This window comes from Streptomyces qinglanensis, from assembly GCF_900111245.1.
Lineage (GTDB): Bacteria > Actinomycetota > Actinomycetes > Streptomycetales > Streptomycetaceae > Streptomyces > Streptomyces qinglanensis.
Genome location: NZ_FOGO01000001.1, coordinates 239885 through 260835, shown reverse-complemented (window position 1 = coordinate 260835; position 20951 = coordinate 239885). Strand labels below are relative to the sequence as shown.

At 74.2% G+C, this 20951-nt stretch carries 22 protein-coding genes; 15 read left to right on the top strand and 7 right to left on the bottom strand.

Translation table 11 applies throughout. From position 1 onward, the window contains the following. Positions 1-74: 74 nt before the first annotated feature. Complete coding sequence (locus BMX65_RS01160; protein WP_074998205.1) at positions 75-680, top strand: response regulator transcription factor; 606 nt, start codon at positions 75-77, stop codon at positions 678-680. Here the strand turns inward: BMX65_RS01160 and BMX65_RS01155 are convergent. From BMX65_RS01155 to BMX65_RS01145, 3 genes are all read right to left on the bottom strand, one after another. Then, positions 616-1899: a sensor histidine kinase gene (locus BMX65_RS01155; protein ID WP_074998204.1), complete on the bottom strand. Its 1284-nt coding sequence runs from the start codon at positions 1897-1899 to the stop codon at positions 616-618. The two genes, BMX65_RS01160 and BMX65_RS01155, sit on opposite strands and share 65 nt — an antisense overlap. 153 nt (positions 1900-2052) lie before the next feature. Continuing rightward, on the bottom strand, positions 2053-4395 hold the full coding sequence (locus BMX65_RS01150; protein ID WP_074998203.1) for a TOMM precursor leader peptide-binding protein: 2343 nt from the start codon (positions 4393-4395) through the stop codon (positions 2053-2055). Between the two features lie 34 nt (positions 4396-4429). After that, positions 4430-4786 carry a hypothetical protein gene (locus tag BMX65_RS01145; RefSeq protein WP_074998202.1) on the bottom strand — a complete coding sequence of 119 codons (357 nt, stop codon included), beginning with the start codon at positions 4784-4786 and terminating at the stop codon, positions 4430-4432. 316 nt (positions 4787-5102) lie between these two features. On the opposite strand from BMX65_RS01145, the gene BMX65_RS01140 reads away from it, so the two are divergent. The 3 genes from BMX65_RS01140 to BMX65_RS01130 all read left to right on the top strand — a co-directional run bounded on the left by BMX65_RS01140 (position 5103) and on the right by BMX65_RS01130 (position 7854). Beyond that, complete coding sequence (locus BMX65_RS01140) at positions 5103-5960, top strand: AfsR/SARP family transcriptional regulator (protein WP_074998201.1); 858 nt, start codon at positions 5103-5105, stop codon at positions 5958-5960. A 113-nt stretch (positions 5961-6073) separates the two neighbouring features. Continuing rightward, a complete protein-coding gene (locus tag BMX65_RS01135; protein WP_079171629.1) occupies positions 6074-6904 on the top strand; it encodes a thioesterase II family protein in 831 nt (276 codons plus the stop codon). A gap of 95 nt (positions 6905-6999) precedes the next feature. After that, a complete protein-coding gene (locus BMX65_RS01130) occupies positions 7000-7854 on the top strand; it encodes an AfsR/SARP family transcriptional regulator (protein WP_074998200.1) in 855 nt (284 codons plus the stop codon). 5 nt (positions 7855-7859) lie between these two features. On the opposite strand, the gene BMX65_RS01125 is transcribed toward BMX65_RS01130, so the two are convergent. Next, entirely contained in the window at positions 7860-9074 is a 1215-nt protein-coding gene (locus BMX65_RS01125; protein WP_143081794.1) for a hypothetical protein, read from the bottom strand. Positions 9075-9145: 71 nt separating this feature from the next. Further along, positions 9146-10603, bottom strand: coding sequence for a DUF6002 family protein (locus BMX65_RS01120; RefSeq protein ID WP_074998198.1), 1458 nt, complete (start codon positions 10601-10603; stop codon positions 9146-9148). Positions 10604-10827: 224 nt separating this feature from the next. Here BMX65_RS01120 and BMX65_RS01115 point away from each other — a divergent pair, with 224 nt between their 5' ends. The 6 genes from BMX65_RS01115 (at position 10828) to BMX65_RS01090 (ending at position 14479) form a co-directional block, all read left to right on the top strand. Then, entirely contained in the window at positions 10828-12081 is a 1254-nt protein-coding gene (locus tag BMX65_RS01115) for an aldehyde dehydrogenase family protein (RefSeq protein WP_074998197.1), read from the top strand. A gap of 183 nt (positions 12082-12264) precedes the next feature. Beyond that, complete coding sequence (locus BMX65_RS01110; protein WP_019358459.1) at positions 12265-12603, top strand: TcmI family type II polyketide cyclase; 339 nt, start codon at positions 12265-12267, stop codon at positions 12601-12603. Further along, on the top strand, positions 12600-12860 hold the full coding sequence (locus tag BMX65_RS01105; protein WP_019358458.1) for an acyl carrier protein: 261 nt from the start codon (positions 12600-12602) through the stop codon (positions 12858-12860). Before BMX65_RS01110 ends, BMX65_RS01105 begins: the two co-directional genes overlap by 4 nt. Continuing rightward, a complete protein-coding gene (locus tag BMX65_RS01100; RefSeq protein ID WP_074998196.1) occupies positions 12857-13633 on the top strand; it encodes an SDR family NAD(P)-dependent oxidoreductase in 777 nt (258 codons plus the stop codon). The genes BMX65_RS01105 and BMX65_RS01100 overlap by 4 nt, the downstream gene beginning before the upstream one ends. Continuing rightward, positions 13633-14013 (top strand): SchA/CurD-like domain-containing protein, encoded by a 381-nt coding sequence (locus tag BMX65_RS01095; RefSeq protein WP_074998195.1) that lies wholly within the window; start codon positions 13633-13635, stop codon positions 14011-14013. Before BMX65_RS01100 ends, BMX65_RS01095 begins: the two co-directional genes overlap by 1 nt. Before the next feature lie 4 nt (positions 14014-14017). Beyond that, the gene (locus BMX65_RS01090; protein ID WP_074998194.1) at positions 14018-14479 is read left to right on the top strand and encodes an anthrone oxygenase family protein; all 462 of its coding nucleotides are present in this window, start codon (positions 14018-14020) and stop codon (positions 14477-14479) included. 195 nt (positions 14480-14674) lie between these two features. Here BMX65_RS01090 and BMX65_RS01085 read toward each other — a convergent pair whose 3' ends face one another. Both BMX65_RS01085 and BMX65_RS01080 read right to left on the bottom strand, forming a co-directional pair. Continuing rightward, positions 14675-16123: a multicopper oxidase family protein gene (locus tag BMX65_RS01085; protein WP_074998193.1), complete on the bottom strand. Its 1449-nt coding sequence runs from the start codon at positions 16121-16123 to the stop codon at positions 14675-14677. An 80-nt stretch (positions 16124-16203) separates the two neighbouring features. Then, positions 16204-16581 carry a SchA/CurD-like domain-containing protein gene (locus BMX65_RS01080; protein WP_074998192.1) on the bottom strand — a complete coding sequence of 126 codons (378 nt, stop codon included), beginning with the start codon at positions 16579-16581 and terminating at the stop codon, positions 16204-16206. A gap of 297 nt (positions 16582-16878) precedes the next feature. Between BMX65_RS01080 and BMX65_RS01075 the strand changes: the two genes are divergently transcribed. Genes BMX65_RS01075 through BMX65_RS01055 form a run of 5 tightly spaced genes read left to right on the top strand, consistent with a single transcriptional unit; the run spans position 16879 to position 20922 of the window. After that, on the top strand, positions 16879-17313 hold the full coding sequence (locus BMX65_RS01075; protein ID WP_074998191.1) for a cupin domain-containing protein: 435 nt from the start codon (positions 16879-16881) through the stop codon (positions 17311-17313). Continuing rightward, the gene (locus tag BMX65_RS01070; protein ID WP_074998190.1) at positions 17310-18629 is read left to right on the top strand and encodes a beta-ketoacyl-[acyl-carrier-protein] synthase family protein; all 1320 of its coding nucleotides are present in this window, start codon (positions 17310-17312) and stop codon (positions 18627-18629) included. The genes BMX65_RS01075 and BMX65_RS01070 overlap by 4 nt, the downstream gene beginning before the upstream one ends. Then, positions 18626-19930, top strand: a complete 1305-nt coding sequence (locus tag BMX65_RS01065) for a ketosynthase chain-length factor (protein WP_074998189.1) — start codon at positions 18626-18628, stop codon at positions 19928-19930. The genes BMX65_RS01070 and BMX65_RS01065 overlap by 4 nt, the downstream gene beginning before the upstream one ends. 12 nt (positions 19931-19942) lie before the next feature. Then, the gene (locus BMX65_RS01060; protein WP_074998188.1) at positions 19943-20464 is read left to right on the top strand and encodes an SRPBCC family protein; all 522 of its coding nucleotides are present in this window, start codon (positions 19943-19945) and stop codon (positions 20462-20464) included. Beyond that, complete coding sequence (locus BMX65_RS01055; RefSeq protein WP_074998187.1) at positions 20461-20922, top strand: anthrone oxygenase family protein; 462 nt, start codon at positions 20461-20463, stop codon at positions 20920-20922. Before BMX65_RS01060 ends, BMX65_RS01055 begins: the two co-directional genes overlap by 4 nt. Positions 20923-20951 lie beyond the last annotated feature (29 nt).

The window sequence follows — 20951 nt, the reverse complement described above, 5'->3', positions numbered from 1 at the left end:
GCATGTGACGGGGCGCGGTATTCTCGCCTCGCTAACGCCAGTCCGGCCGGCCGAGTCCGCGGGGGAACTCGACGATGATCTCAGTGGTGCTCGCCGAGGACATGCACATGGTGCGCGGTGCTCTGGTGGCGCTGCTCGACATCGAGAAGGACATCGAGATCGTCGCCGAGATCGACTCCGGCAGCGCCATCCTGCCGACCGTCCTCGCGCACCGTCCCGATGTCGCCGTCATCGACATCGATCTGCCGGGCGTGGACGGGCTGACCGCGGCCGCCGAGGTGCACGAGAAGCTGCCGGCCTGCCGCACCCTGATCCTCACCAGCCTGGGTCAGCCCGGCAACCTGCGCCGCGCCCTGGAGGCCCACGTCTCGGGCTTCCTGCTCAAAGACGCGCCGCCGAGCAAGCTGGCCGACACCATCCGGCGGATCCGGGCGGGGGAGCGGGTCATCGACCCCGAACTCGCTCTGGACGCCTGGTCGGCCCGGGAGAACCCGCTCACCTCACGGGAGACCGAGGTGCTGCGGCTGGCGGCCGAGGGCGCCGAGGCCGCCGACATCGCCGGGCGGCTCTTCCTGTCCGTGGGCACCGTGCGCAACTACCTGACGGCCATCGTCATCAAGCTGGGGGCCCGAAACCGGGTGGACGCCCTGCGGATCGCCCGGGAGCAGGGCTGGCTGTAGCCGCGCCGGAGGCGGCCGCCGCCCGGGCGGTGCCGTGCGGCCCGCCCGGCGCGCGGTCCGCGAACCGTCCGGGCCCGGCCTCCCGGCTCGCCGGACGGCCGGCGGCCTGGGGCGGGATGCGCGCCTCCAGCCGGAAGCAGCCGTCCTCGCGCAGCCCGGCCCGCAGCGTGCCGCCGATCGCGTTCACCCGCGCGGCCAGATTGCCGAGCCCGCTGCCTCCCTCGTCGTCCGGGCGCGGCGTGGTGGGGTCCCGCGGGTCGGGGAGCGGCTGGACTCCGTCGTTGACCAACCGCAGCACCGCGCAGTCCGCGTCGCCGCAGACCGTGATCTGGCAGCGGCGCACCTTGCTGTGCCGCAGGATGTTGGTGACGCCTTCCCGCAGCACCGTGGCCAGCACGGTGCCCACCGTCTCCGGGACGCTCTCCAGCGTCGAGTCGACCTCCGCGTCGATCCCGGCGGCCTCGAAGACCGAGACGGCCGAGGAGATCTCGGCGGGCAGCGAGATGTTGCGGTAGCTGCGCGCCACCGAGCGGACATCGGCCAGCGCCTGCCGGGAGATCTCCAGCACATGCGCCACCTCGCCCTGGGCGCGCGGCGGATCGGCGTCCACCAGCCGGTGCGCCAGCTCGCTGCGCAAGGTGATCGCCGAGAGGCTGTAGCCCAGCAGGTCGTGCAGGTCCCGGGCGAAGCGCAGCCGCTCCTCCTCCACCGCGAGCCGGGCGATCTCCTGCTGTGCCGCCCGCAGTTGGAGGACGATCTCGGACAGCTTGGTCAGCCCGTAGACCACGGCGCAGGTCGTCAGCGCCGACACCCCGTTGTAGGCCACCCGCAGCGGCGCCCAGCCCGAGAACCAGGTGACGGCCAGGACGCTGGCCACACATCCGGCGACTCCCAGCCAGGACCAGGGCGGCCGCAGGGTGAGCAGCAGCGAGCCCGCCAGCAGCCCCGGCAGCCCGACCCAGGCCGTGCCCATCAGCAGCATCGGCAGGAAAGTGCAGACGATCTGCACGCCCAGCACCCAGAACTGGTAGGTGCGGTGCAGCCGCATGCCCCGCTGGGTGGTGCGGGCCACCTGGGTGCAGAACATCACCGCGATCGCCGCCGCGCCGACCAGGATCTGCATCGGCGAACCGCCGACGGTCAGCAGGTGCAGCACCGCGGCACCCAGGATGCCGGCCATGGCGACGACGAAGACCACCAGCACGATCCGGGGCGCCATCGCGGCGTCGACCCCGTAGGCGAGTGGCTGCCGCGTCCCGTTTCGTTGCCGATGTAAAGAGATTCGGTTTCCCCCTGAGCTCACTACGGGCTCTCCCCTCGCCCCGCCGAAGGTGTGCACAGCATAGGCGAGGGGATCGGGTGCCACCATCGGCTAGACGAACACCGGGATGGGGTTCAGCCCGTCGTAGTCGACCGGGTCGGCGCGGCGTCCGAGCCGGACCGGTACGTCGTAGAGCCTCCCCGGTGCGAAGCGTGCCCAGAAGTGCCGCAGTCCCGGCACCAGCACCTTCACCACCGGGACACCCAGGTCGGGCCGCGTCTGGTCCAGTACCAGCAGCTCCATCCCGTGCCGGTGCAGCAGCGCGACCGCGTCCGCCACGTCCTCGCGCAGATCGGCGCGGGGTGTGTGGCCGAAGTCGCCGGCCCGCAGCGTGCGGGCCTGCGGGTCGGGTGCCAGATAGGGCTGGTCGGCGAGGGTGCGCCGGGTGCACCAGTCGCGGAAGACCGGGTCCTCGAAGCTGTTGCGGGTGTCCAGCACGGCGGGCAGCATCTGCGTCATCTCGGTCAGCGCCCGGCGCAGCGCCAGGGCCGGGTCCGGGTGGCAGCCGAAGCCGAACACGATGTCTTCCCGGTCTTCCCGGTCTTCGCGGTCTTCGGGGTCCTGGCACCCCGCCCCGGGGCTGCGGGTGCGCCGCGAGACCGCGCACATTACGGGGATGCCCAGGTCCGAGGTCACATCCAGCACCCAGAACTCCCGGCCGAGCGCCGCGTAGGAGGCGCGCATCCGGGTGATCCACTCCTCGCCGAAGGACTCCGGGTCCACCCGCGGCTGGAGGGTGCGGTTGTACCACCACAGGGCCACCGCGTCGCGCTCCACCAGTTCGTAGAAGCCCTGCAGGACGGCGTCCTCGAGGCTGCTGCCCGCCGCGTTGCCGTTGGAGTCGGCCCGCACCGGCACCGGGGCACCGGCCCGCTGCGGGGTGGCGAAGTAGAGCATCGCGGTGGGCAGCAGCCGGTGCCGCCGCTCGGTCAGCGACCACACGGGCGTCCAGTCGACCACCGCGTTCTCGTCGAACGGGTCGCAGACGAACTGGAACGGCGAGTGCAGCGCGTTCCACTCCTGCCGCCGGGCGAACTGCCGCTCGTCGTAGAGCTGGAGGGCGTTGGGGTGCACCGCGGCGCCACCCAGCTCCGCGTACCGTCCCGGAATCCGCTCCTCGTCGCCCTGGAAGGTACCGGAGTACCTCTCCAGCGCCTCGCACAGCGCCCCGACCTTCGCGTCGAGCTCGGTGACGCCCTTTCCGGCGCTGTGGCTGCGCAGCGCCGAGCGCAGCGTGTGCACCCCGTCGCCGAGCAGTGCCGGATTGCTGCCGGACACGAAGGCGTTGAGGCCCTCCGGACAGCGCGGATCGCGGTTGAGCAGCCGCACCACCCCGGTGACCTCGCTCACCAGGTGCTCGTGGCGCTGCAGCATCTCGCGGGCCGGGACCGACCGGTGGCCGCCTCCGGTGGGCACCTTGGGGCGGGAGCGGAGCACGACGGGCTGCCGTGCCCGGGCCGCGACCAGCGTCGGATCGCCGCAGGCCGGGCACTGCGGGCGGCGCTCCACCGGATGGTGCCTCCCCTCGCCGCGCAGGCTGTCCAGGGTCCACACCGACGACTGCCGGCTGTCCCGGAAGCCGCCCAGCCAGGTGGCCGCCTGCAGGGCCAGCAGGTGGAGCGCGCTGGCCCGGCTGGCGGTGATGTGTGCGCGCGGCGGGGTGACCGGCGCCGAGAGGCCCAGCGCGCGGCCCACATAGCTGTGTGCGGAGCGGTGGTGGCGCAGCCGGTTGTGCAGGCAGTGCCAGCAGGCGCCGGAACCGGGCTGGAAGATCGGGCCGAGCCACGGCTGGACGCCGGAGGGCTTGGCCAGCAGCCAGGGCCGGCCGGTGCGGCGCTGGACCGCGTCGATGTCGGCCAGCGCGGGGGAGAGGTAGTCCTCGCACAGCACCACGGTGAGGGTGTGCGCGGTCGTCTCGCCCGGCCGGGCCAGTGCGATCCCGGCCGACCGGAAAGCGTCCCGGGCGGCCCGCCGGTCCTCGTCGCCGCCGACGGTCAGCAGCCGGACCCGGCCGGCGGACAGTTCGGCGTCGGCCCGCGTCCCGTCGAGTCCGGCGGACTCCCAGAACGCGGAGGTGGCGTCGGAGTGCCCGGGACCCCCGGCGGCCGGGCCGCCCGGCCCGGCCGCCGGGGCGAAGTCGGCGACCAGGTCGGCTTCCGCCAACTGGCCCAGGATGCTGCCGAGCTGGCCGGGCGAGAGCACCCCGCGGGTCTCCCGGGCCAGCTCGGCCAGGTCCCGGCTGCCGTCCAGCAGCGGTGCCAGGGCGGCCATCGCCGCGCCTTCCACGGCGGTGACCCCCTGTTCGGAGACGAGGTAGGTGGCGTCGCCCGGTACGACGGCGGGCCGCAGATGCTTGCGGAACCCCGGTCTCGGTGGTGTGGTGCCGGTCTCCATTCCGTCTCCCCCGTTCGGTCGGCTCGGGTGCGGCTCAGCGTGCCGAAGCCGCGGGGGAGACCGGGACGGCGGCCGGTGCCGGCTCGTTCGGCGGTGCGTAGGTCCAGCTCGAGCAGTCGGTGGTGTGCCCGACGGTGTCGCGCGGATTGAGGCTGGTGATCGTCACCTCGCTGCCCAGCCCGGCGGGCAGGGCGGGGACGGGTGTCGCCGCCTCGGTGGCGATTCCGAACTCGGCCAGTACACCGCGCGGTTCCACCGCGTAGCGCAGCGCGAGGGCGGGGTCGAGGCAGCATTGCGCGGTCAGTTCGGCGAAGCGCCAGTCCTGGTCGACGGAGTGCGCGGCCCCCGGGGCGCGGGGTGCGGTGACCTTGGCGAGCGCGTGACCTGACATCGTGGTCTCCCGTCTGGAGAGAGCGGAACCCATGGCCCCCCGTGGACTCATGGGGCGACGCGGTGCTGTGGGGAGTGGCCCGATCGTGAGGGTCCGATGCGCAGGACAGCAGTGTGGGCGGCGCCCAGGGCTCAGGCCAGTGGAGGCTTCACGACCCTCCATGTGAAAAACTCATGCCCGGCTCCGCCGGATATCCGCGCCGAGATCGTGAGTTGCTCACTGTCGCGCGGCACGTACGGATGCGATTCTCCCAACCGTACGCAGTGACCGAAGCAGCGACACCCACCAGCGGGAACCGCCAACGGGGAGGCCCCGGATGCGCATCAGGGTACTGGGAACTCTGCACGCCGAGACGGCGGGCGCCTCGATCGCGCCGAGCGCGGCCAAGCCGCGGCAGATCCTGGCCCTGCTCGCGCTCCGCAGCCGGCACATCGTGCCGGTGTCCGACCTCATGGAGGAGGTCTGGGGCGCCGGGCCCCCGCGCAGCGCCCCCACCACGCTCCAGACCTACATCCTGCAACTGCGCCGCAGGCTCCGCGCCGCGCTCGGCGACCCGGGTCCGCTGCCCGCGACGGGCGCCGCGCCGTGCGATCCCCGCGTCCCCGGGGACAAGCACATCCTCGCCACCCGGCACGGCGGCTACCAGTTGGAGATCGCCGACGCCGACGTCGACGCGCTGCAGTTCGCGCAGCTCACCCGCAACGGGCACGCGGCCTACGAGGCCGGTGACATGGCCAAGTCCGCGCGGCTGCTGGACGAGGCGCTCGCGCTGTGGCGCGGTCCGGCGCTCGCCGATCTGCCGCACGGCAAGCACCTCGCCATCGAGGCCACCCGGCTGGAGGAGAGCAGGCTGGGCGCGCTGGAGCGGCGGATCGACGCGGATCTGCGGCTGGGGCGGCACCGCCAGGTGCTGGGCGAGCTGTGCGCCCTGCGCAGCCGCTACCCGCTCTACGAGAACCTGCACGCGCTGCTCATGGTTGCTTTTCATCAGGACGGCCGCTCCTCCGACGCGCTGGTCGCCTTCCGGCGGCTGCGCGCCACCCTCGTGGAGGAGTTGGGCCTGGAGCCCTCGCCCCGGATCGACCGCCTGCACCAGGCCATTCTCCGGGGCGAGGACGCCCTCGCCGCCTGGCGGGGCGCCGAGTCCGGTGCGGCAGCCGGCCTCGCGGGGTGAGGGGCCCTCCCCGGGCCGGTTCCACCCCGCTTCAAGCTGTCGTCCAGCGCCGGTCGTGAGGATCTGGCCCTCGACGACCGGCCCCGTCATCGGGACGGGGGAAGGGGGGAGGGATGAACGCGTATCTCGCGGCACCTCCCGGACCACGCACGACGGACGCATCGCCCGCCACGCGGGAGCCCGCCGACGGCGGACTGCGGCTGTTCTGCTTCCACCACGCGGGCGCCGGGGCGCTCACCTTCGCGCGCTGGCGCCGCGGGTTCGACCCGAGCGCCTGTGTGCTGCCCGTCCGGCTCCCCGGCCGGGAGACCCGGCTGCGTGAGCCGCGCATCACCGACGCCCCCGTGCTGCTGGACGAACTCGACGCACAGCTCGGTCCGCTGCTGGACCAGCCCTACGCGCTCTACGGGCACAGCCTCGGCGCGCTGGTGGCCTACCGCTTCGCGCAGCGGGCACGCCGCGCGGGCCGGGCAGCGCCGGTGCTGGTCGGGCTGGGCGCCTGCCCGCCGCCGCACCTGCCGACCCCGCTGACCGACCAGTACGATCTGCCCGACACGGCGCTGCTGGCCGCGCTGAACCGGTACGGCACCCTGCCCTCCTACATGTTCGAGCGCCCGAACTGGCTGCGCACCCTGCTCTCCACGATGCGCGACGACCTGCGGCTCGCCGCCAGCCTGCGCGCGCTCGGCGGCGCGGCGGACCCGTACTGGGACACCCCGCTCGACTGCCCCGTGCACGTGTTCGCCGGCACCCGGGACGAGGCGGCCCCGGCCGCCGCCGTCGCCGAGTGGCGCCGCTGGGCGAGCGGCCCGTTCGCGCAGCACCAGGTACCCGGGGGCCACTTCTTCGTACGCGACACCGCGCTGCCCGAGCTGCTGGCGGCACAACTGCGCCGCAGCGGTACCGGGCAAGGCGCCGCACCACTGTCCGAGCCGTCCACCTAGTCCAAGCAGTCCAGGCACTCCGAAGCACTCCGAAGCAGTGCAAGCAGTCCAAGCAGTCCGAAGCAGTCCGAGAACGCACCCGAAGGGAGCGAGAGATGGACATCAGTGTGCTGGGACCCTGCCGGGTCGTCCAGTCGGGGGTCTCCGTCGTCCCGACCGCGGTCAAACCGAGAAAGGTGCTGGCCCTGCTGGCGCTCTACCCGGACCAAGTGGTCTCCGTCGCCTCCCTGGTGGAGGAACTGTGGGGGGAGGCCCCGCCGCGCAGCGTGCAGACCACGCTCCAGACGTACGTGCTGCAGCTCCGCAACCTCATCGCGGCCGCCCTGGGGGACCGGCACCACCCCGATCTGCCGCACGGCGCCAAGAGCGTGCTGATCACCGAGTCCGGCGGCTATCTGCTCGACACCCAGGGCGGAATGGTCGACGTCTGCGAGTTCGAGCGGCTCTCCGGCGCGGGACACCGGGCGCTGGAGGCCGGCGACTGCGTCGGCGCCTCCGCCTCCTTCCGCCGGGCCCTGGAGCTGTGGCGCGGCCCCGCGCTGGTGGACGTGCAGTGCGGTCCGCTGCTGGAGATCGAGGCGACCCGGCTGGAGGAGTCCCGGCTGGGCATCCTCAACCAGCGCATCGAGGTGGACCTGAGCCTGGGCCGGCACCACGAACTGGTGGGGGAGCTCTCCGGGCTCGCCGCCCAGCATCCGCTGCACGAGGGCATCCAGGCGCAGCTCATGCTCGCGCTCTACCGCTCGGGCAGACGCGGGAACGCGTTGGAGGTCTACCAGCGGCTGCGGGGCGTCCTCTCCCGGGAGCTGGGCCTGGACCCCTCACCCGACCTGCAGCGCCTCCAGTGCGCCGTGCTCGACTCCTCGGTCGAACTGGAGCTGACCGGCGCCGCCCGCGACGTGGCCTTCAGCGGCAGCGGGGGGCCGCTGAGGGCGCTGCGCGGCGGCTGACGGTCTCAGTCGGACGCCTCCCGGCCCGCCAGCACGGCGTCGGCCGGGAGGCGGGAGGGCCCGGCGCCGGATGCCGGGACGCCGGGTGCCGGGAAGCTGACCCGGCATCCGCCCGGCCGCCCGGCGAACAGCAGCGGGCTGAGCACCGGAGCGGCGGCCCGCACGGTCCGTACGGCCGCGCCGTCGCTCAGCTCCAGCGGACGGGGCGCCGGTCGCACGTACTCCTGCACCACGCTGTCGCCGAGGCCGAAGGCGCGCCGCACCGCCGCCGCCCAGACCTCCGGCGCCGTCGCGTGCCCGGCCACGACCGGCCCGGTTCCCGCGACGGCCCGCTTGAGCACGAACCGTTCGGGTTCGGCGAGCACCAGGGCCGGCAGGTCCCGTTCGGTGCCGTGCCAGCTGGTGCGCCCGGCCAGGGTGATCCGGGTCCACGGCAGCCGACGTTCCACCAGCGCCCGCTCGCCCCGGGTCATCCAGGGCAGTCCTTCGGAGACCAGCGCGAGGGCCCGCTTGTCGGCCAGCAGCCCGCTGCTCGGCTGCGGCAGCAGCAGGAGGCCCGCCCGGCACGCCTTCGGCAGGTCGGCGGCCCCGCCGATCGCTGCGGGCGCGCCGCCGAGCAGCCCCAGCGCGTAGCTGCGCGGGCCGGGACCGCCCCGGACCCCGGCGCGGGGCAGCAGGTCGGCGGTGAAGCCGTGCGCCCGCAGCTCGCGCAGCTCGTCGGGGTGGAAGCCGGGACCGATGAGGGCCACCGTGCGCGGCAGTCCCCGCCGCGCGCAGAGGTCGGCGAGCGCGGCGGCGCGTACGGTCCGCGGATCGTGCCCGAACAGCGGTGCCTCCGGCAGCCCGGCTGCGGCGCGCTGCCACGCGCGGGTGAGCACCCCGGTCTCCCGGGGGCTGCCGAGCGTCCCGCCGGTGTCCAGGCCCAGTAGCTGCGGCCCGGCCGCACCGACCAGGAAGTCGGCACCGGCCAGTACGGCACAGCAGTCGGTCTCCGCTCCCTCCAGCCCCGAGTGCGGGGGATGGTCGGCGGGGTCGGCGCCGAGCGCGACCAGCCGGTCGGGCCAGGTGGGTCCGAGCGCCAGCACCGCCCGGCGCACCAGCGCCAGCAGCGCCGCCGCGGTCTCGAAGAGTTCGTCGTAGCGGCCGCGCGGCAGCACGAACGGCCGTGCGGGCAGCGGTCCCTGCGCGGGGAGGCCGGCGGCGGCCCGCCGGGCGCGCACGGCCTCGCCCGGCACCGCCGCGGCGGGCCGCCGGCCGGGCCCGCCGGGGGCGGACCGGCTCCCGGCGCCCGTCACCGCGACCGCCCGCGGTCGTCGAGCGCCCCGGTCAGCACGGCGTGCAGTTCGTCCGCTGAGTCCGCGTACCGGGCCAGTGCGCCGGGTACCGGGGTGCGCTCCGCCGCGCTGTGCGAAGCGGTGCGGTGCACCACCACCTCCGGAGCGGTCAGCAGGCCACGCTCCACCGCGTTCAGGGCCCCGGTCAGCGTCATCACCAGCGACCAGTCGGCCAACCGGGCCGGGTCGGCGGGCAGCGCGACACCGGCCGGGCCCAGCAGGGCGCGCAGGGACGGATAGCGGGTCAGGCACTCGTAGCGGGAGACGACGATCCCCGTGCCCCGGTGGGCGCGCAGCAGCGCGCTCACCTCCGGTGCCGTGCCGGGGGCGCGGGTGAAGAAGGCGGGCTCCACCACCTCCTCGGGGTGGTGCGCCGTGCGGGGGAAGTGCGGGTCGGGGCTGCCGGGCGGCTGGTGGTGCAGGCGGCGTGCCGCGTCGTACCGGTACCGGGGCGCGGCCTCCCGGGAGCACGAGCCGGTCAGCAGATGCAGCACCAGGCCGCAGGTGCGCGGCTGCTGCACCAGCAGCGGGCGCGGCCCGGCCGCGTCGGCGGCGCCGTCCGCCGCCAGGGCGCTGCCCGCGCGGTGCCCCAGCAGCCCCGATCCGGTGTCGGCGGCCTGTGCGTGCACCCGTCCGGCCGCGGGCGCCGCGCCCAGCGCGTCCCGCTCCACGAACGCGCGCAGCGCGGCCGCGGCCCGGTGCTCGACGGGGTCGCGGACGTACCACAGCGCGGTTCCCGTCCCGGTGCACAGCGCCCGGGCGTGCGCTCGGCAGTAGGCGGCGGCCAGTTCGTGCACGGAGCCCGGATCCGCACCGTGCTGGACGACCAGGGGGTTGCGGCGCCGCAGCTCCGGGTGGCGGGCCAGTGCCGAGTCGGCCACCTTGTGCCGGGAGGCGGCGGGCACCAGCGCGATCACCCGCACCTGGTCCGGGTGGGTCAGCCCGTATCGGTGGGCCCGCAGCAGCGCATCGCGCAGCGCGTTCGCCAGATTGCCGGACGAGGGCGCCAGCAGCGCGATCCGCCGACCGGTCCGCCGCGTGTGCTGCGCGGCCCGCGCGACGAGCAGCAGCGCCCCCTCCTGCACCGTGCGGCCTTCGGGGGCTGCGCAGTGGTCGAACAGCTGCCACCGGACGCCGCGGTGGTCGGGCAGCCGGGTCACCCGCGTCCCGGCCGCCGCCAGGTAGCCGCGCAGCGGGCCGTCGAGGGAGGGGAGTTCACCGCACGGCGCGAAGCCGGCCGGACCCCGTCCGTCGCCGGGGTCCGTCCCGGCCGGCCGCGGGTGCGGGGAGCCCACCAGGCCGCGGACCGTCTCCCAGTGGTCGGTCAGCGGCTGCCCCTCCCAGGGCGCGGTCTCCCCGGGTGGCTCCTCGGGTCCGGTGCGGGCGGCGGGTCCGGTGCGGGCGGTCAGCGTCATGGACGGGTCCCCTCCTGGTCCGGCCGCCCGGTCCGGGGCGGCCCTCTCGACACCCCGCTCTTGTCCCCCCTACGCTGAAATCACCGTCACAGACCTGATATACGCGACTTCGGTGATTCCTCGGAAATGCGGCGGTGAACCGCAGGGAAAGGTAACCCGGCGGGGTCGAGCGCCGGTTGAAGCAGCCGGTGGGAGCGCACCCGCCCGTGCCCGAGGAGTCCTCCATGACCCAGCCCTCCATGCCCGTGCTGGAATCCGTCACCCGCCCGTGGCCCGATCTCGAGGCGGCGCACGAGAGGGCCACCGGCGCGGCAGCCGCGCTGCTGGACGGCCGCGCCGCACTGCTGGCGGCGCTGACCCGGCTCGCCACCTGCGCCGGCGCCCGTGACGAACTGCTGCGCTCGCTCCGCACGGTGGCCGGGGCGCCCTGGGAGCTGGCCCGCACCGGAGTGCCGCAGCTCTCCCGGGTCTCCGTCGTGCTTCCGCAGGACACCGCGCTCTCTTCCTACGTCCGCCACTGCCTGGTGCCCGCGCTCTACTGCGACGAGGTCGTCGTCCGGCCGACGCCCCGGATCCGGGAGACGGCGCTGGAGGTGCACCGGATCGTCAGCCGCGGCCTCGACCCCGCGCTGGCCGCGCGGATCCGGTTCACCGACGCCGGGCAGCACGACTTCGCGCCCGTCTGCGCCGAGTCCGACGCCGTCGTCTTCACCGGTTCCGCCGCGGCGGGCGGGAAGCTGATGACCGAGATCGGTGACGGTCCGCTCTTCCTGCTGTCCGGGCCCGCGCCCAACCCGCTGGTCGTCGGTCCCCGGGCCGAACCGGACGCCGCCTGCCGGGCGGTGCTGCGCGCCCGGCTCTACAACTCCGGGCAGCACCGGCTCTGCCCCGACGTGCTGTTCGTCCACCGGCTGCGGCTGGACGCGCTGGTCGAGCGGCTGCGTGCCGAGCTGTCCGTGCTGACGGTGGGCGCCCGAAGCTGGCCCGACGCCGTGCTCACCGCCCTCACCTACGGAGAGGCCGTCGAGGGCGCCGCCCGCTTCCTGGCCGAGCACGCCGACCGAGTGGTGGCCGGGGGCGGGGCGGACCCGGAGCGGATGCAGGTCGAACCCTCCCTGCTGGTCTTCGACGAGGACCCCGGCTTCCATCCGCCCGCCCTCTCCGGCCCGCTCTTCTGCGTCGTCCCCTACGAGGACCCCGAGATGCTGCGCTGCTGGGCCCGGCACCCCCTGGAGCTGGAGCGCGGGATGTACGCGGCGGTCCTCGGCGAGCCGCGGCTGACCGGGCGGACCCTGGGCACGGCCGTCGTGCTGCGGGACGCCACCCCCTTCGACACCGAGGACGGCAATCTGCCCTGCGGCGGATACGGCGCGCACGCCAGCGGCGTCCGCCGGGAGGGCCGGATGGTCGGCAGACCGCTGCTGCTCTCCCAGGAGGCGGCCCTGCGGAACACGGTGACCACCGGTCCGCTGCGCTGACCGCGCGGGACCGGCCGGCGTGCCCCGACTGCGCGGGACGCGGGCGGCGGGGGCGCGGCACCGCGGGCCGGGCGGGATCGCGGCGGGATCGAGCGGGGCTCCAGAGGCCGCTGGCACGCTGCCCGCCAGGCCCGCCGACCGACCGGGACGGGCTGCTCCACACCTTCCCCAAGGAGGCCGACGGTGGCACACCGGACGCTCATAGTGGCGCGGATGGAGCCGGGCAGGGCCGACTCCATCGCCAGCATCTTCGAGGAGTCGGACGGGACCGAGCTGCCCCACATGGTGGGGGTCGCGCGACGGACGCTCTTCAGCTTCCACGACCTGTACTTCCACCTCGTGGAGGCGGACGAGGACATCACCCCCAACCTCTACCGCGCCCGCAGTCACCCTCTCTACGACGACATCAACACCCGCCTCGCGCAGTGCGTGTCGCCCTACGACCCGAACTGGAAGGAACCCAAGGACGCGATGGCGAACCCGTTCTACGTGTGGACGAAAGACGGAGGGAGGATCCAGTGAGCGAGTTCACCCAGCGTGAGCTGGCCGAGAAGCTGCTGGAGTGCGCGGGCGAGGCCGAGGACGCGGACGTCTCGGACGAGGCGGTGCTGGACACCCCGTTCCTCGAACTGGGCTACGACTCGCTCGCGCTGCTCCAGGTGACCGGTGTCATCAAGCGCGAGTACGGCGTCGAGCTGTCCGACGACGCCGTGGTGGAGGCCGAGACCCCGCGGCTGCTGCTCAAGATGATCAATGCCAACCTGCCCGATGCGGTATGAGCGCCGCCGGTACGGCCACCGGTGTGCTGCCGGGGCCGGGACTGGCCGGCAAGCGGGTCCTGGTCACCGGCGGCACCCGGGGCATCGGGCGGACCACGGTCCTGGCGTTCGCCGAGGCGGGTGCCCGGACCGTCGTCGCCCACCGCACCGCCGGTGACGACGCGCGCACCCTGGCGGCCGCGCTGGCGGCCCGCGGCGCCGAACACCACCTGGTGGCCGCCGACGTCACCGACGGGCAGGACGCCGCCCGGCTCGCCGAGGAGTGCCGCGAGCACCTGGGCGGCCTGGACGTGCTCGTCAACAACGTCGGCGTCGACGGCCACAGCAAGTTCGCCGACCTGGACGAGGCCGAGTGGCACCGGCTGATGGACTCCAACGCCACCTCCGCCTACCTGGTCACCCGCGCGGTGCACGACCTGCTGGCCGACGGCGCCTCGATCGTCAACGTCGGCGCGTCGGTCGCACTGCGGGGGCGCCCCCTGGGCACCCACTACTCCGCCTCCAAGGCGGCGCTGGTGGGCTTCGGCCGGGCGCTGAGCAAGGAGGTCGGCGACCGGGGGATCCGGGTCAACACCGTCGCGCCCGGCGTCACCGCGACCGAGGACGAGCCGGGCGCGGGACTGCCCCCGCAGCTCGTCGAGCGCCTCGCCGGAATGACGGCGCTGGGCCGGCTGGGCACCGCGGCGGACGTGGCCGGCGCGGTCCTCTACCTCGCGGGGGACACCGCCCGCTACGTCACCGGTGCCACGCTCACAGTCGATGGAGGAATCTGATGCCTTACGCGGCGATCACCTATCGGGTCAAGCCCGGGTACGAGGACGAGATCGCGGAGATCTTCGCCCACTTCAAGCGCGTCGACACGCCCGATCTGGCCGGCGACGGCGGGGAGGCGGCCGGACGGCTGCTGGGCACCGGCGTCTTCATCAAGGACGACGTGATGGTGCGCGTCATCCACTACGAGGGCGACTTCGCCGCCGTCGGTGCCCACATGGCCCGGCAGAAGGGCGTCCACATCCTGGAGGAGAAGCTCCAGCCCTACCTCGCCGAGCGGCGCGACACGGCCTCTCCCGAGGCGTTCGCGGCCTACTTCCGCGACGCCACGATGCGGTCCGTCGCGCAGTTGACCGTGGACACGCACCCCGCCGGGAGCTGACCCGATGAGGGTGGACGCTGTCCTCGGAGTGGCCGTTCTCCTCGGCAGCGGCGTCACGGCGGGGGTCCTCTTCGCCGTGGCGCTCAGCGTCCTTCCGGCGCTGTTCGCCATGGAGACCGGCACCTACGTGCAGGCCCACAAGCTGCTGGGCCGCAACTGGGACCCGACGATGCCGGTCGTCGTGCTCACCTCGACGGGGCTGGCCGTCGCGCTGGCCCTGGTCGCCGACGACGGCGCCGCCCGGGGGCTGTTCGCCGCCGCCGCGGTCCTGCTGCTGGGCGTCTCCGCTGTCTCCCACCTGTGCAACGTCCCCATCAACCGCCGGGTCAAGGCGGTGGCCGACCCGCGGGCGCTGCCCGCGGACTGGGAGGACCCGCGGCCGCTGTGGCGCCGCTGGCACCTGCTGCGCACCGCGCTGGCGGTGGTGGCGCTGCTGCTGAACGCGGTGGCGGTGACGGCGCTGTGACCTCCGGCCGCCGCCCGGCCCGCCGGGCAGTGGCCTCCGGCGTCCGCCGCCGCGGCCCGCCCGGTGGGCCCGCACCGGGCCCGCGTCCGGCACCGGAACCCCGCAGCGCCCCGGACCTCGGTCCGGGGCGCTGCGCGCGGATTGCGGGCTTCTGCAGGACGCTGCGGTGTCTGCGCGGCTTCCGGGCGGGTGCCGTCAGCGGATGATCTCCATCTGGCCCATCATGCCCATCTGCGCGTGGCTGAGCATGTGGCAGTGGTACATGTACAGCCCCGTGTGCTCGGTGAAGCGCACCTGGATCCGCACCGACTCGCCCGCCGGCACCGCCACCGTGTCCTTCAGCCCGGCCTCGCCGGCCGCGGGCGGCTTCCCGTTCCGGTCCAGGATCCGGAAGGCGTCCAGGTGCGGGTGCATCGAGTGCGGGATGCCCAGCGCGCCGTCGCCGTTGACGACCTTCCAGGTCTCGGCGACCCCGAGCCGGGGCCGGATGTCCACCCGGTGCATGTCGAACGGCTTGCCGTTGATCAGATGCCGGCGCGTCTTCGGGTCGAAGGACATGGTGAACTCCCGCTCGACGGCCGAGGTGCCCAGGTCCGGCACCGGCCGCAGCGTCCCGGGCACCTCGCTGGGGTCGCTCGCCCGGCGGACCACGTCGAACCGCATCACCTCCGGCGCCTCGCCCTCGTAGGGGAAGGCGTTGCTGAGCACCAGCCGGCGGCCCACCCCGAAGCGGGCGAAGTCGACGACGATCTCCTGCCGTTCGCCCGGCCACAGTTGCAGCATCCGGGTGGGTACGGGTGCGGGGAGCAGCCCCCCGTCGGTCCCGATGTGGGTGAACTCCTCGCCCTCGCCCAACTGGAGAGCGAAGACCCGCTCGTTGGAGGTGTTGACCAGCCGCAGCCGGTACTTGCGCGCCGCCACCTCGAAGTAGGGCCGGGGCCGCCCGTTGACCAGCACGGTGTGCCGCTCCCCGAAGCCGTGCAGGTCCCACACCAGCGCGCCGTCGTCCGCGAACTGCGCGTCGCGCAACTGCAGCGCCACGTCGTAACGGCCCTTGGGCAGCGGGAGGCGCCGCTCGAACTCGTCGGTGAGGAGGTAGGTGGCCGCCAGCCCGCGGTAGATGTTCTCCGCGTGCTGCTCGTGCGAGTGGTCGTGCAGCCACAGCGTCGCCGCGTCCTGCTCGTTCGGGTAGCGGAAGAGCCGCCGTTCGCCGGGTTCGAGCTGGTACATCGGGTGCCCGTCGTAGCGCTGCGGGGTGTGGCCCCCGTGCAGGTGCATCGAGAAGGGCACATCCATCCGGTTGACCTGCTCGACGAGTACGGGCCTGCCCCGCTCGGCCATGATCAGCGGGCTGATCCGGCCGTTGAAGGAGCGGATCCGGGTCGTGGTGCCCGGCAGCAGGCTGACGTCCGCCTCCCGGGTCGTGAGCCGGTAGAAGTCGTGGCCCGCCAGCCGCAGCGGGCGGATCGGCCGCTGCACCTCCAGCGGCACGGTGAACGGCGACCCGGCCGAAGCGGCCTTCCCGGCCGCCCGGCCGCGGAGCTGCGGGGCCGCGGCGTGCGCCCCGGTGGCGAGACCGCCCGGTGCGGCCGCCAGCACCCCGGCCGCGGTGGCGGCCCGGAGCAGGTTTCTGCGTGTGGGCACGGAGAGTTCCTCCCGTTGTGCGTCTCGTACGTCTCGTGCGTCTCGTACGTCTTGTGGGCCGAAGGGGGTCCCGGGCCGGGTCAGGCGGCGGGGAGGTCCCGGACCGACATCTGCGCCATGCAGGTCAGCAGGGAGCGGCGGAACGTGGCGACGAAGCCCTCGACGGTGTCGGTCGTGCGGGGCCGGGACAGGTAGGGGGCCAGCTTCTCCTCCACCTCGCGCACCCCCGGCTGGGTCGCCATGTGGCGGGCGACGGCGTCCAGATCGCCCTCGTACTCGATGACCCGCACCATCGTGGCGTCCCGGATGAAGACCGCGGTGGACAGGATGCGCGCGGTCTCGCCGCCCGCACCGTCCCGCACGACGGGTGAGTTCACCCGCCGGAAGTTGCCGAAGATCTCCGAGATCTCCTTCTCGTGACCCGCCTTGATGTCGTAGGTGATGGCGGCGAACGGCATGGGCTGCTCCTCGCAGGTCGCGGACGCGGGGGTCCCCCGCGGGCGCCATCTGGCCGCACCGCGCTCGCCGGTGGCTCGAGGGCTCCTCGCACCCCGCGCGGCGCTGCCGCTGCACCCCCGCGCGGCTCCGCCACTGCACCCCCGCGCCGCTCCGCCCGCGTCGACGCCGGTTCGAGCAGCCGTCTAGGCCCGGCTGCGACGGTGCACCGCGCTGCGGACCCGCGGGACGCCGGGGGGCGAGACACCGGCCGCCAGGCGGAACGCCAGCCCAAGACAGCCGATGAGGAGGCGGGGTCAGTGACCACCGAGATCACGCGCACCGTCCGGGTGCACGCCGACGACGTCGAGGCCAACACCCGGCGCGGCGGCGACATCAGGACCACGCTCAGCCCGAAGACCACGGGATGCACCAGCGGATTCGGCGGGGTGCTGAACCTGGCGCCGGGCGAGCACGTCACCGAGCACTACCACCCCTACTCCGAGGAGTTCCTGCACGTCGTCACCGGGCGGCTGGAGATGACGATGGACGGGCAGGTCGTGCAGCTCGGGCCGGGCGACTCGCTGCTGGTGCCCATCGGGGTGCGCCACCGGCTGGTGAACACCGGCACCGAGAGCGCGCACGCCGCCTTCCACCTCTCGCCGCTGGCGCCCCGCCCCGACCTGGGGCACGTGGACACCGAGCAGGTGGCCCGGCCCCAGCAGCCCAACCCGTCGGTCGGCGGTGCCTCGTGACCACCGGGGCAGCCGCCGGCCGCCGCGCGGTGGTCACCGGGGTCGGCGTGGTCGCGCCCGGCGGAGTGGGCCGGGAGGCGTTCTGGAAGCTGCTGTCCGACGGGCGCACCGCCACCCGCCGGATCTCCCTGTTCGACCCCGCCGGCTTCCGCTCCCGGATGGCGGCCGAGGCCGACTTCGACCCGGTGGCCGCCGGGCTGGACGCGCGGCAGATCCGGCGGATGGACCGGGCCGCCCAGTTCGCCGTCGTCAGCGCCCGGGAGGCCGTCGAGGACAGCGGATACGACTTCGCCGCCGCCGACCCGGCCCGCACCGGGGTGAGCATCGGCAGCGCCGTGGGCTGCACCATGGGCCTGGAGGAGGAGTACGTCCTGCTCAGCGACGCCGGGAAGCACTGGCTGGTCGACCACACCTACGGGATGCCGCACCTGTACGGCTACATGGTGCCCTCCACCCTCGCCGTGGAGGTGGCCTGGGAGGTCGCCGCCGAGGGGCCGGTCGCGCTGATCTCCACCGGCTGCACCTCGGGCCTGGACTCCATCGGGCACGGCGTGCAGCTCATCGAGGAGGGCAGCTCCGACGTGGTGCTGGCCGGGGCGACGGACGCGCCGCTCTCCCCGATCACCTCCGCCTGCTTCGACGCCATCAAGGCCACCTCGCCCAACAACGACGACCCCGAGCACGCCTCCCGCCCCTTCGACGCCCAGCGGGACGGCTTCGTCCTGGGCGAGGGCGCCGCCGTGCTCGTCCTGGAGGAGAAGTCGGCGGCCGAGGCGCGCGGGGCGCGCGTCTACGGGGAGATCGTCGGCTACGCGGGCCGCAGCAACGCCTTCCACATGACCGGCCTGAAGGCCAACGGACGCGAGATGGCCGAGGCCATCCGGGTCTGCCTGGACCGGGCCCGGCTCGACCCGACCGCCGTCGACTACATCAACGCGCACGGCTCGGGCACCAAGCAGAACGACCGGCACGAGACGGCCGCCTTCAAGCGCAGCCTCGGGGAGCACGCCTACCGGATCCCGGTCAGCTCCATCAAGTCCATGGTGGGCCACTCGCTGGGCGCCATCGGCTCGATCGAGGTGGCGGCCTGCGCGCTGGCGCTCGACCGGCAGGTCGTGCCGCCCACCGCCAACCTGCACCACCCCGACCCCGAGTGCGACCTGGACTACGTCCCCCGCACCGCACGCGAGCACCCCATGGACGTGGTGCTCAGCGTCGGCAGCGGGTTCGGCGGCTTCCAGAGCGCCACCGTGCTGGCCCGGCCCGGAGTCGTCGACCACCAGGGTGACCATCGGGGAGAGGGGAGAGCGGCATGACACCCCCGACCGCCACCAGCGAGGCGCCGGCCTCCGCGACCGGCGTCACCACCCCGGTCCGCGCCCCCGTGGTCACCGGGCTCGGCATCCTGGCGCCCACCGGCATCGGCACCGAGGAGCACTGGAGCGCGGTGCTGGCCGGCCGCTCCGCCATCGACCGGATCACCCTGTTCGACCCGGCGCCCTACCCGGTGAAGCTGGCCGGCCAGGTGCCCGGGTTCGTGGCCAAGGAGCGGGTCCCCAGCCGGCTCATCTCGCAGACCGACCGCTGGACCCACCTGGGACTGGCCGCCGCCGAGGCCGCCATCGCCGACGCCGGGGTCGTCCCCGCCGAACTGCCCGAGTACGAGATGGCCGTGGTCACCTCCAGCTCCTCGGGCGGCACCGAGTTCGGCCAGCACGAGATGGAGAACCTCTACCAGCACGCCCCCGACTGGGTGGGCGCCTACCAGTCCATCGCCTGGTTCTACGCGGCCACCACCGGCCAGATCTCCATCCGGCACGGGCTGCGCGGACCCTGCGGGGTGCTGTGCTGCGAACAGGCCGGCGGGCTGGACGCGATCGGCCAGGCCCGGCGGCTGATCCGCACCGGCGCCAAGCTGGTGATGACAGGTGGCACCGACGCCTCGCTCTGCCCCTACGGGCTGACCGCCCAGCTCACCACCGGGCAGCTCTCGACCGTGCAGGATCCGGCGCGCGCCTATCTGCCCTTCGACGCCGACGCATCGGGATACCTGCCCGGTGAGGGCGGTGCGCTGCTGGTCGTCGAGGACGCCGACGCGGCCGAGGCCCGCGGCGCCGGCCCCGGCTACGGCCGGGTGCTGGGCTACGCGGCCGCGTTCGACCCGCCGCCGGGCTCCGACCGCGGACCCGTGCTGGCCCGCACCGTGCGCTCCGCGCTCGCCGACGCCGGACTGGAGCCGGCCGCGGTGGACGTGGTCTTCGCCGACGCACTCGGCGTCCCGGACGCCGACCGCGCCGAAGCCGCCGCGCTCGCCGAGGTGTTCGGGCCGCGCGGGGTGCCGGTGACCGCGCCCAAGACGCTGACCGGACGGCTCTACGGCGGAGGCGCGGCACTGGACGCCGCCACCGCGCTGCTGGCGCTGCGCGACCAGGTCGTCCCGCACACCGCGGGCCCCGCCGCACCCGCGTCCGGATACGAGATCGACCTGGTGCTCGGCGAGCCCCGCCGGGCCGGACTGCGCACCGCACTGGTGGTCGCGCGCGGCCACGGCGGCTTCAACGCGGCGCTCGTGCTGGGCCACCCGCAGCAGGACGTGCCGGGACACAACGAGAAGTGAGGAGGGACCGCCATGGCGGGCCACACCGACAACAGCATCGTCATCGACGCGCCGATGGACCTGGTCTGGGACATGACGAACGACCTCAGGTCCTGGACGCAGCTCTACAGCGAGTACGCGGCCGTCGAGGTGCTGGAGGAGAAGGACGTGGACGGCGGCCGGGAGTTCCTCTTCCGGCTCACCATGCACCCCGACGAGAACGGCAACGTCTGGAGCTGGATCTCCAAGCGGGTCGTCGACCCCGCGGCGCGCCAGGTGCGGGCCCACCGGGTGGAGACCGGGCCCTTCGAGTACATGAACATCTACTGGGAGTACCTGCCCGAAGGCGACGGCGTGCGGATGCGCTGGGTCCAGGACTTCCACATGAAGGACGCCGCTCCCGTCGACGACGAGGGCATGACCGAACGCCTCAACCGCAACACCCCGGTGCAGATGAACCTCATCAAGGGGAAAGTCGAAAAGGCGGCGGAAGCGGCGGCCACGGCGGAGGCGGCGAAGGCGCCCGGAGCGAAGGCAGCGGCGGAGCGGAAGTGATCGCCTACCTGGCACCGCTCGTCGTCCTGCTCAACGGGCTGGCCGCCGGCGTGCTGTTCGGCACCCAGCTCGGCGGCTGGCCGCTGCTGGCGGCGCTGCCCGCCGACCGGTACGTGCACGCGCACGCCTTCTTCGCCACCCGCTACGACCCGGCCATGCCGATCTGCCTGCTCGGCACCCTCGCCGGGGACGGGTGGCTGCTGGCGGCCAGTCCGCACGCGGCGGCCCGCGGCCTGTTCGCCGCGGCCGCCGTGCTGGCGGCCGCCACCGTGGTCATCTCGCTCACCAAGAACGTCCCCGTCAACCGATGGGTGCGCACGCTCGACCCGGACAACCTGCCCGCCGACTTCGCCGAGCGGGACCCGCGGTGGCGCTGGGGCGCCTGGAACCAGCGCCGCAGCGCGCTGACCGTCCTCGCCCTGGTCGCCAACTGCGCCGCCCTCACGCTGCTGCTGTGACATCCCACCGTCCGACCCGTTCAAGGAGG

Bases quoted from the DNA above. Each gene is read 5' to 3' on its own strand.
- BMX65_RS01160 (WP_074998205.1), top strand. From the start codon at position 75: ATGATCTCAGTGGTGCTCGCCGAGGACATGCACATGGTGCGCGGTGCT.
- BMX65_RS01155 (WP_074998204.1), bottom strand. From the start codon at position 1,899: ATGGCGCCCCGGATCGTGCTGGTGGTCTTCGTCGTCGCCATGGCCGGC.
- BMX65_RS01150 (WP_074998203.1), bottom strand. From the start codon at position 4,395: ATGGAGACCGGCACCACACCACCGAGACCGGGGTTCCGCAAGCATCTG.
- BMX65_RS01145 (WP_074998202.1), bottom strand. From the start codon at position 4,786: ATGTCAGGTCACGCGCTCGCCAAGGTCACCGCACCCCGCGCCCCGGGG.
- BMX65_RS01140 (WP_074998201.1), top strand. From the start codon at position 5,103: ATGCGCATCAGGGTACTGGGAACTCTGCACGCCGAGACGGCGGGCGCC.
- BMX65_RS01135 (WP_079171629.1), top strand. From the start codon at position 6,074: ATGAACGCGTATCTCGCGGCACCTCCCGGACCACGCACGACGGACGCA.
- BMX65_RS01130 (WP_074998200.1), top strand. From the start codon at position 7,000: ATGGACATCAGTGTGCTGGGACCCTGCCGGGTCGTCCAGTCGGGGGTC.
- BMX65_RS01120 (WP_074998198.1), bottom strand. From the start codon at position 10,603: ATGACGCTGACCGCCCGCACCGGACCCGCCGCCCGCACCGGACCCGAG.
- BMX65_RS01115 (WP_074998197.1), top strand. From the start codon at position 10,828: ATGACCCAGCCCTCCATGCCCGTGCTGGAATCCGTCACCCGCCCGTGG.
- BMX65_RS01100 (WP_074998196.1), top strand. From the start codon at position 12,857: ATGAGCGCCGCCGGTACGGCCACCGGTGTGCTGCCGGGGCCGGGACTG.
- BMX65_RS01095 (WP_074998195.1), top strand. From the start codon at position 13,633: ATGCCTTACGCGGCGATCACCTATCGGGTCAAGCCCGGGTACGAGGAC.
- BMX65_RS01090 (WP_074998194.1), top strand. From the start codon at position 14,018: ATGAGGGTGGACGCTGTCCTCGGAGTGGCCGTTCTCCTCGGCAGCGGC.
- BMX65_RS01080 (WP_074998192.1), bottom strand. From the start codon at position 16,581: ATGCCGTTCGCCGCCATCACCTACGACATCAAGGCGGGTCACGAGAAG.
- BMX65_RS01065 (WP_074998189.1), top strand. From the start codon at position 18,626: ATGACACCCCCGACCGCCACCAGCGAGGCGCCGGCCTCCGCGACCGGC.
- BMX65_RS01060 (WP_074998188.1), top strand. From the start codon at position 19,943: ATGGCGGGCCACACCGACAACAGCATCGTCATCGACGCGCCGATGGAC.